Below are 8,242 nucleotides of genomic sequence, written 5' to 3' on the forward strand. Positions count from 1 at the left end.
CGTGTCTCACATGTATCGAGACACCCGTGTCCCACATGTATCAAGACAGCACACGTAGCAGGCTACGAGTTTCCGCGCACATGCAGCGTCAGCTGCACACCTTCCACTGATCGCCCTCGAGGCGCAGGTCGAAGGTGCGCGGCGATCGATCGTTCGGATTGGCCTCGGTGTGCGCGATGACCTGGGCGATCGCGGTGGTGTCGTCGCCGACCTGGATGGCGTCGATGCTGTCGAGGGTCGGGATGTTGCCCTGCTCGGCCGAGACGCGGTGGACATCGGTGAATTCCGCGTCCGGGATGTCTCGGTAGAACGTCGCGAGGTCACCGCACGAGGTACTGCGCAGCGTGGCGAGGTCGCCGTCGGCCAATGCGCGGGTGAACGACTCGACGGTCGTTCTGATCCGGGCCTCCGGGGAGTCGTCGACGCTCGTGCGGTCGATCAGCAGATACGCACCGGCTGCGATTGCCGCGACCACGACAACTACAGCCACCAGCGCCGCCCACCACTTCTTCCGACTCGGTTTGCCGGGTTCCGTCGGCGGGTGTCCGACGCGCTGGGGACCGACCTGCTTCGGTCTCGGTTGCTGCGGCTCGATCTTCCTCGGCCCGACCGGCGGGGGCCCGGAGGCTGCTGAGTTTTTCTCTGCCGCAACATCTTTCGCTGGAGCGCCGGACGGGTTTCGCGGCGGGATACGACGCGGGGCTGCAGTCGGCTTCGCGACCGGCTTCGATTCCGCTGCTGCCGGTTCCTCGGCTGGGGCAGTGACGATCTTCTCGGTCGGAGTCTCGGCGGGCTCGTCGATCTGCTTCTTCTTGCCCAGGTCGATCTTCTCGGTGGCTGCGTCGGCCTCGGAGGGCGCCTTCTTCTTCTCGTCCGGCATGCGTTCTCCCTCGTTCACCGAATTCATCCGAGAACTCGGAGGTTCTCGATTTCGTCAGCTGGCAGCCTATCGACCGGGTGTGCCGCTCGCCGCGAGCGCCACCGGGGGTGTTCGGACACGATTCGGTGACGTAAGGGCACAATGAGCGCCATGACTTCTTTCGGTGATCTGCTCGGACCCCAACCCACACTGTTGCCCGGAGACGACGAGGCCGAATCCGCGCTGCTGAACCACGAAGCGCCCGAGGCCGTCGCGGCGGCGCATCCGACGGCGTCCATCGCGTGGGCCTACCTGGCCGAGGCCGCCCTCGAGTCCGGTGCCACCATCACGGCGTACGCCTATGCTCGTACCGGTTACCACCGAGGTCTGGACCAGTTGCGTCGTAACGGATGGAAGGGATTCGGGCCGGTCCCGTACAGCCATGAGCCCAACCGAGGATTCCTCCGATGCGTCGCAGTCCTCGCCAAAGCGGCCCGCGACATCAACGAGCACGACGAGTACGCCCGCTGCCTCGACCTCCTCGAAGACTGTGACCCCAAGGCAGCAGAAGAGCTCGGCCTGGGCTGACCGGGCCCGCGCCAGCCGGGTGCGCGGCCGAACCCGAGTGAATTCGGGCAGCGCTCGGCTGAAGTTGTCGCTGCTGCCCATCATTCAGTGCGCGTTGGCGGCAGGTGTGGCGTGGTTCGTCGCGACGGACATCGTCGGTCACGAGAGCCCGTTCTTCGCGCCGATCGCCGCTGTAGTCTCACTGGGCGTCTCGCTCGGTGCGCGGGTGCGCCGATCGGCCGAGCTCGTCGTCGGAGTGACGGTGGGCATCGGCATCGGAGATCTGCTGATCTCACTGATCGGCAGCGGTCCGTGGCAGATCGCTCTTGTCGTGGTGTTGGCGATGTCGGCTGCGGTGTTCCTCGACGGCGGCCCGATCATCGCGATGCAGGCCGGATCGTCCGCCGTGCTGGTCGCGACACTCATTCCACCCGGCAACATGGGTGGCCCCAACCGCATGGTCGACGCGTTGGTCGGTGGTCTGGTGGGCATCGCGATCGTGGCGTTGATCCCGACGCATCCGGTGTGGCGAGCCCGTAAGGATGCGGCGAGCGTGTTGGCGACGGCTGCAAGCGTGTTGCAGAAGGTGGCCGACGGTTTGGTGGCCAACGATCCCAAACCGATCGAGGAGGCGTTGCGCAAGGCGCGTGCGACGCAGTCCGGTATCGATGCTCTGCGGACCGACCTCAAGGGCGGCCGGGAGATCGCGCGAATCTCTCCGATGTACTGGAATCACCGCAATCGTCTTGCGGCGCTCGCGGCTACGGCCGATCCCATCGACAACGCCGTCCGCAATATCCGGGTGCTCGCGCGCCGGTCGCTGACGTTGGTGCGCGACGACGAGATCCTCGATCCGCGTGTCGTCGACGAGGTGGAGAAGTTGGCGCATGCGGTGGAGGTGTTGCGGCAGATGATCCTCGCCGATCCGGGACGGAAGCCCGACGCGGCAGAAGCGGCGCGAGTGTTGAGGTCGGTTGCGGCCGGTGCCAAGCCGGAGTTGATCTCGAACGCCGGTCTGTCGGCGACGGTGGTGTTGGCGCAGTTGCGATCGATCATCGTCGACTTGCTGCAGGTCGCCGGGCTCAAGCGTATTTCTGCCTTGGCGACACTTCCGCCGACGGTGGACCATCCGCACGTCCCGCCGGAGTTGTGACCCGAGCGCACCATTGCATATATGCGTATGTACGCATATGGTGACTTCCGGAAGTCGACATCGGTCACCAGGGGGAGTCATGGGCGCGGGTCACGGGCACAGCCACGGCGTGGGCGGTCACTCGCCCGCAGGTGCGGGGCCGCCCAGGTCTCGGGTGCGCAAGATGGTCGTCGCGCTCGTGGTCCTGGTGGTGTTCCTCGTCGTCGAGGCAACCGTCGCCTTGGCTATCGGGTCGCTCGGCCTGCTCGCCGATGCCGGCCACATGCTCACCGATGTGCTCGGCATGTCGATGGGTCTGATCGCATTGATGCTCGCTCGCAAGGGAAGTGCCGCAGCGGCAAGAACATTCGGCTGGCATCGGGCAGAAGTGTTGACCGCCATCGCAAATGCCGTTCTGTTGCTCGGTGTTGCGGCGTTCATCATGTACGAGGCGATTTCACGCATCGGCGACGCTCCTGAAATCCCCGGCGTACCACTGATTCTCACCGCGACGGCCGGTCTCGCGGCCAACATTGTCGTGATGCTGCTCATTCGCGGCGACGCCAAGGATTCCCTGGCCGTCCGCGGTGCGTACATGGAGGTTCTGGCCGATGCGGTCGGTAGTGTCGGCGTGCTCGTGGCCGGCGTGCTGATGGTCGTGTTCGGGTGGACGTGGGCGGACATCGTCGTCGGCGTCCTGATCTCGCTGTGGGTCATTCCGCGTGCGATCAAGCTCGCCGGGTCGGCGCTGCGCATCCTCACCCAGGCGAGCCCGGCAAATGTCGACGTCGACGCGCTGACCGGCGACCTGAGTGCGCTACCGGGCGTGACGGGGGTGCACGACCTGCACGTGTGGACGCTCACCACCGGAATGGATGTGGCCACGGTGCACCTCGAGTGCGAGGGGTCGTCGTCGATGGTGCTCGATCGTGCCAAGTCGCTGCTGTCCGGCTACGGCCTCGACCACGCCACGGTGCAGGTCGAACCCGCCGCGCAAGGCCGAACCTGCAAGGAAGAGCTCACCTGGTGACGGTGTGTACGTCGGAGCCGGGACGCCACACGTCGATCTGCATGTGATCGTCCACCAGCGAGGTCAGTACGACCTCGGTGATGTCGAGATCGAACACGTGATAGGGCACCAGCTCGCCCGGCGCGGCGTCGAATATCGGTTGCAGCACAGCAGGATCGGTGATTTCGACGGCACGCCCGCCGATCTTCGCGTCCCCGCCCTCCATCGAATGGTGACCCGGATTGCTGTGCAGCGCGAACCGTCCGTCGCGCTGCAGATCTCGAGCTTTGACGGCACCGAGCATCGAGCCGAGACGCAGTACGCCGCTGTCGTCGAACTCGACCTCGGTTCCGCTGACGCGCGGTGAGCCGTCCACCCGGAGCGTCGCGAGTACATGGTGCTTGTGGGCGGTGAATCTGGCGCGCACCGCCGAAGCCAGGCTCGGTGCTGCCGTCGAGAAGTCGTTCCACGTCGTCATGGGGAAATTATGCGACCGACCACCGACACAACTGGGAAAGTCTGCACAGAACCTGCCTGCATCGACGGAATCCCGTCGATCGCGCTCGATACCGTGCAATTCTTCCCGCTGCTCCTGGATGAACCAGCCGTCACAGCCAGAATCGCATCAGGTAGTTGCCGTTGCCTGCGAAGAACTCGGGAACACCGGACAGCCCGAACAGGGTGTAGATCGCACCGAAGAACACGGAGTTGACTGCTGGCACGAACAGCAACGCGACGAGAACGAGGATTCCGTAGCCCTTGAACTGGTTCAGCGATGCACGGGTGGCGGGCGAGAGCGAGGGCTCGAGTGCGGCGTAGCCGTCGAGTCCGGGTACCGGAATCAGGTTCAGGATCGTGGCCATGATCTGCAGGAACGCCAGGAAGCTGAGCCCGTACCAGAAGGCCTGATGAGTGCCGTCGGTGCCGAACATGCGAATGACGATCAGGAGTGCTACGGCGACAACGGCATTGGCGAAGGGGCCGGCGAGGGCGATGCGCCGCTGCGTGGACGCCGAGAACTGGCCGGTCCGCAGGTACACGGCCCCGCCCGGAAGTCCGATTCCGCCGATCGCGATGAACACCACCGGCAGGACGATCGAGAGCAGCGGGTGGGTGTACTTCAGCGGGTTGAGCGTCAGATAGCCGCGGAGTTCGACCTCTCGGTCGCCGGCGCGGAATGCGGTGAATGCGTGACCGAATTCGTGCAGGCACACCGAGGCGATCCAGCCGGCCAATACCAGAACGAACACTCCGAGGCGCGCGGTGAACGACGTGACGTCCTCGGCCGTCCACGCGAGTGCGCCGCCCACTCCCGCGATTGCGAGAACGGCAACGAACACCGGGCTCGGCAGAACGGGACTGCGGCGCAGCGGAACGGTCATCGGACCAGTAGCCACTCTTCGTGGTGACGATAGAACGTAGACCGCTTCACCGTTCTGTCGCCGGCGATGCCGTCGCGCATCAGGTCTGCGGCGGGGGAGCCGAGCTGCATCGCCCGTCCGCTCACCCAGCGGCGAGGCAGAAATCGTCGACGGCTGATCACTCGCGCGCGCAGCCCCGGCAGTTCCGGGGTCGGTGCCACCTCGACGCCGGGTACGACTCCGGAGAACAACCGAGTGTCGTCGACGTACGCCTCGCCCTCGAGTTCCGTGCCGCCGGCACCACCGAGGAGCGCCCGACCGACAACGGCCTTGCCTGCGTCGTCGCGAATGAGGGGTGTGCTCGACGCCTTGCCCGTCATTGCCACCTTTGCGGCACGGGATCCGGTTCCGAGCTTGTAGATGTGGGCGGCGTCGGTTGCGGTCTCCGGTACGAACGCGACTTCGACGTGCAGACGATCGGTGCGCATCAATCGGGTCAGTACGGCTGCCAGGGACGCGTCGCTGCCCAGGACGATGATGCGGGGGGCCGGTGCGGATTCGATGTCGGAGAAGATCGCGCTGCAGTCGTCGTCTGTCGGTACTGCATCGGCGGTGCGCAGTGGGACGTCGGTCAGCGTGATCGGCAACGGCGGATTTCCGCAGTGCAGAACGAACGGTGTCACGGCGCTCCTAGATCTTCGTCGAACCCTCGAACGACCATAGTGCCCTCGTTTCGGCTCCACCGTAGCGGCATGCGGGCCAGCTCACCGCCTCGGCTAGACTGTTCCCCCGGCCACTGTCGCGCCTGCGGCAAATGGTGACGGCTGCGTTCGATCGAGCAGTATTTGCAGCGCGTCCTCGCACGAAAGCAACGTAGGAGAGCACATGCCGGCGATAGTCCTGATCGGCGCCCAGTGGGGCGACGAGGGCAAAGGCAAAGCCACCGACCTGTTCGGCGAACGCCTTCAGTGGGTCGTTCGCTACCAGGGCGGCAACAACGCCGGTCACACCGTCGTCCTTCCGAACGGCGACAAGTTCGCGTTGCACCTGATCCCGTCGGGAATTCTCACGCCCGGCGTGAAGAACGTCATCGGCAACGGCGTCGTCGTGGACCCGGGTGTGCTGCTCACCGAACTCGAAGGCCTCGAGAAGCGTGACGTCGATACCACGAACCTGCTGCTCAGCGCCGATGCGCACCTGATCATGCCGTACCACGTCGCCATCGACAAGGTGACCGAACGCTTCCTCGGTGCCAAGAAGATCGGAACCACCGGCCGCGGTATCGGGCCCTGCTATCAGGACAAGATCGCTCGCGTCGGCGTCCGCGCAGCCGATGTGCTCGACGAGAAAATCCTGACCCAAAAAGTCGAGGCCGCACTGGAATTCAAGAACCAGGTGCTCTCGAAGATCTACAACCGGCGGGCGCTGGACTCACAGCAGGTGGTCGACGAGGTGCTCGAGCAGGCCGAGGGCTTCAAGCACCGCATCACCGACACCAGGTTGCAGCTCAACCTCGCACTCGAGCGCGGCGAGACCATATTGCTCGAGGGGTCGCAGGGCACTCTGCTCGACGTCGACCACGGCACCTACCCATACGTCACGTCCTCGAACCCGACTGCGGGCGGCGCATCGGTCGGTTCCGGCATCGGCCCCAACAAGATCGGGACCGTCCTCGGCATCCTGAAGGCGTACACGACGCGTGTCGGCTCGGGACCGTTCCCGACGGAGTTGTTCGACAATTACGGTGAGTACTTGGCCAAGCAGGGCGGCGAGGTGGGCGTCACCACCGGGCGTGCTCGACGCACCGGCTGGTTCGACGCCGTCATCGCGCGATACGCCACCCGCGTCAACGGCATCACCGATTACTTCCTGACCAAGCTCGACGTGCTCTCCAGCCTGGACACGGTGCCCATCTGTGTCGCGTACGACGTCGACGGCGTCCGGCACGACGAAATGCCGATGACGCAGACCGGTTTCCATCACGCCAAGCCGATCTACGAAGAGATGCCCGGTTGGTGGGAAGACATCTCCGGTGCCCGCACGTTCGAGGAACTGCCGATCAACGCACAGAACTACGTGCTGCGTCTCGAAGAGCTCTCGGGTGCGTACATGTCGTGCATTGGAGTCGGGCCGGGTCGCGACGAAACCATCGTTCGCCGCGACATTCTGCGGTAATCGGACGATATGCCGTGAAAGCCCCGCACTTTTCGGAGTGCGGGGCTTTTTTGCTCCCATTCTCATGTCACCCGGTCTGCTTATGCGGCACATGGTGGCCGAATTGGGCCAATCTGAGCAAATTTCTATGTCGCAAGCGAGAATTCGAGGGATACTCAACGCTGTGTAAGTAAGGGAGGCGCTGATCATGTCTGCTCCGTACAACGGTCTCGAAGTATTCGCCTATCAATTCGATCGGTTTGCTTACGAACATTCTTGGATCGGTGAGCAGGTTGGGGAATTCATGCTCGGCCCGAGTGGCGGCGGCATGCTCGAGTATCGGCATGCAACGGTATTCGCGCTTCCAGAGGGCGGCGCGCACGAGGTGCACGGACCGATCCTGGAGTGGTACATGGCGCACGGCGGGCCGTACGGTGCCCTCGGCTACCCGATCAGCGACGAACGGCCGACACCGACAGGGTTCGGTCGGTACAGCTTGTTTCAGCGTGGGGCCTTGGGTTGGCTCCCGGACACCGGAGCATTCGTCATCGGTGGTAGGCCGGAAGGGGACGAGGTTTCACCAGGGCCGGATGCGAAAGCAGTGGCGTTGGAATCTGGTGCCGACGCAAGTTCGGCTTTTGCGTGAGTAATTGGACGCCCGGTTTCGAAGCTGGCTAACTTTATTCACTGTTGTTCGGTTTGAGGACCAGTGCGGATGATGCTGTCTGCATTCTTCTTCGTGAAAGAAACCCTGCAAATATCCTCCAAAAAATTTACCCATACATTTTCCAAGAACGTGTAACGCGACTGCCCTATGCTTCGACAACTGGTGCAGTGAATGCAATCGGCATTCACCACCACACCCTCAGAAAAGAGCCGGGGCATGTCCGAGAGCATTCAGAATTCAAACCGTAAGCGTAAGGTCCGCGCATTACTTGCAGGTGGTCTCGTTCTCGGTATCGGGGCGGCGGTGACTTTGGCCGCGTGGTCCGACAACGTGTTCGGCAATGCAGAGTTCGCTTCCGGCGACGAAGCGTGGAACCTTCAAGGAAACTTCGAGACGGGTGCCGCAGTGTGGGACGAGTACGACGTGTCCCCGGGCGGAGGTGTCAATGGCCATGTCGATGTCCCCGCTGGTGGCCAGGTAAAAGTCCCCACCC

The 8,242-nt window shown here is 64.0% G+C and carries 10 protein-coding genes; 6 read left to right on the top strand and 4 right to left on the bottom strand.

The window, feature by feature from the left end:
- Positions 1 to 88 precede the first annotated feature (88 nt).
- Positions 89 to 880 carry an Rv0361 family membrane protein gene (locus QM590_RS25420; RefSeq protein ID WP_269596847.1) on the bottom strand — a complete coding sequence of 264 codons (792 nt, stop codon included), beginning with the start codon at positions 878 to 880 and terminating at the stop codon, positions 89 to 91.
- A gap of 150 nt (positions 881 to 1,030) precedes the next feature.
- Between QM590_RS25420 and QM590_RS25425 the strand changes: the two genes are divergently transcribed.
- The 3 genes from QM590_RS25425 to QM590_RS25435 all read left to right on the top strand — a co-directional run bounded on the left by QM590_RS25425 (position 1,031) and on the right by QM590_RS25435 (position 3,588).
- Positions 1,031 to 1,447: a DUF3151 domain-containing protein gene (locus tag QM590_RS25425; RefSeq protein WP_269596848.1), complete on the top strand. Its 417-nt coding sequence runs from the start codon at positions 1,031 to 1,033 to the stop codon at positions 1,445 to 1,447.
- A gap of 37 nt (positions 1,448 to 1,484) precedes the next feature.
- Positions 1,485 to 2,579 (top strand): FUSC family protein, encoded by a 1,095-nt coding sequence (locus QM590_RS25430; protein ID WP_269596849.1) that lies wholly within the window; start codon positions 1,485 to 1,487, stop codon positions 2,577 to 2,579.
- Between the two features lie 79 nt (positions 2,580 to 2,658).
- A complete protein-coding gene (locus QM590_RS25435; protein WP_269596850.1) occupies positions 2,659 to 3,588 on the top strand; it encodes a cation diffusion facilitator family transporter in 930 nt (309 codons plus the stop codon).
- On the opposite strand, the gene QM590_RS25440 is transcribed toward QM590_RS25435, so the two are convergent.
- The 3 genes from QM590_RS25440 to QM590_RS25450 form a co-directional block, all read right to left on the bottom strand.
- The gene (locus tag QM590_RS25440) at positions 3,578 to 4,045 is read right to left on the bottom strand and encodes a pyridoxamine 5'-phosphate oxidase family protein (protein WP_068053912.1); all 468 of its coding nucleotides are present in this window, start codon (positions 4,043 to 4,045) and stop codon (positions 3,578 to 3,580) included. The two genes, QM590_RS25435 and QM590_RS25440, sit on opposite strands and share 11 nt — an antisense overlap.
- 130 nt (positions 4,046 to 4,175) lie before the next feature.
- Positions 4,176 to 4,949 carry a site-2 protease family protein gene (locus tag QM590_RS25445; RefSeq protein WP_269596851.1) on the bottom strand — a complete coding sequence of 258 codons (774 nt, stop codon included), beginning with the start codon at positions 4,947 to 4,949 and terminating at the stop codon, positions 4,176 to 4,178.
- Complete coding sequence (locus QM590_RS25450) at positions 4,946 to 5,611, bottom strand: hypothetical protein (RefSeq protein ID WP_269596852.1); 666 nt, start codon at positions 5,609 to 5,611, stop codon at positions 4,946 to 4,948. Before QM590_RS25450 ends, QM590_RS25445 begins: the two co-directional genes overlap by 4 nt.
- A gap of 202 nt (positions 5,612 to 5,813) precedes the next feature.
- On the opposite strand from QM590_RS25450, the gene QM590_RS25455 reads away from it, so the two are divergent.
- From QM590_RS25455 to QM590_RS25465, 3 genes are all read left to right on the top strand, one after another.
- Positions 5,814 to 7,103 carry an adenylosuccinate synthase gene (locus QM590_RS25455; RefSeq protein ID WP_094640959.1) on the top strand — a complete coding sequence of 430 codons (1,290 nt, stop codon included), beginning with the start codon at positions 5,814 to 5,816 and terminating at the stop codon, positions 7,101 to 7,103.
- A 187-nt stretch (positions 7,104 to 7,290) separates the two neighbouring features.
- Positions 7,291 to 7,728, top strand: coding sequence for an LGFP repeat-containing protein (locus QM590_RS25460; RefSeq protein WP_269596853.1), 438 nt, complete (start codon positions 7,291 to 7,293; stop codon positions 7,726 to 7,728).
- Positions 7,729 to 7,965: 237 nt separating this feature from the next.
- Positions 7,966 to 8,242, top strand: a 277-nt coding sequence (locus QM590_RS25465; RefSeq protein ID WP_269596854.1) for a SipW-dependent-type signal peptide-containing protein, incomplete at its 3' end; no start/stop codon positions are given.

The organism is Rhodococcus sp. IEGM 1372 (genome assembly GCF_030056835.1).
Lineage (GTDB): Bacteria > Actinomycetota > Actinomycetes > Mycobacteriales > Mycobacteriaceae > Rhodococcoides.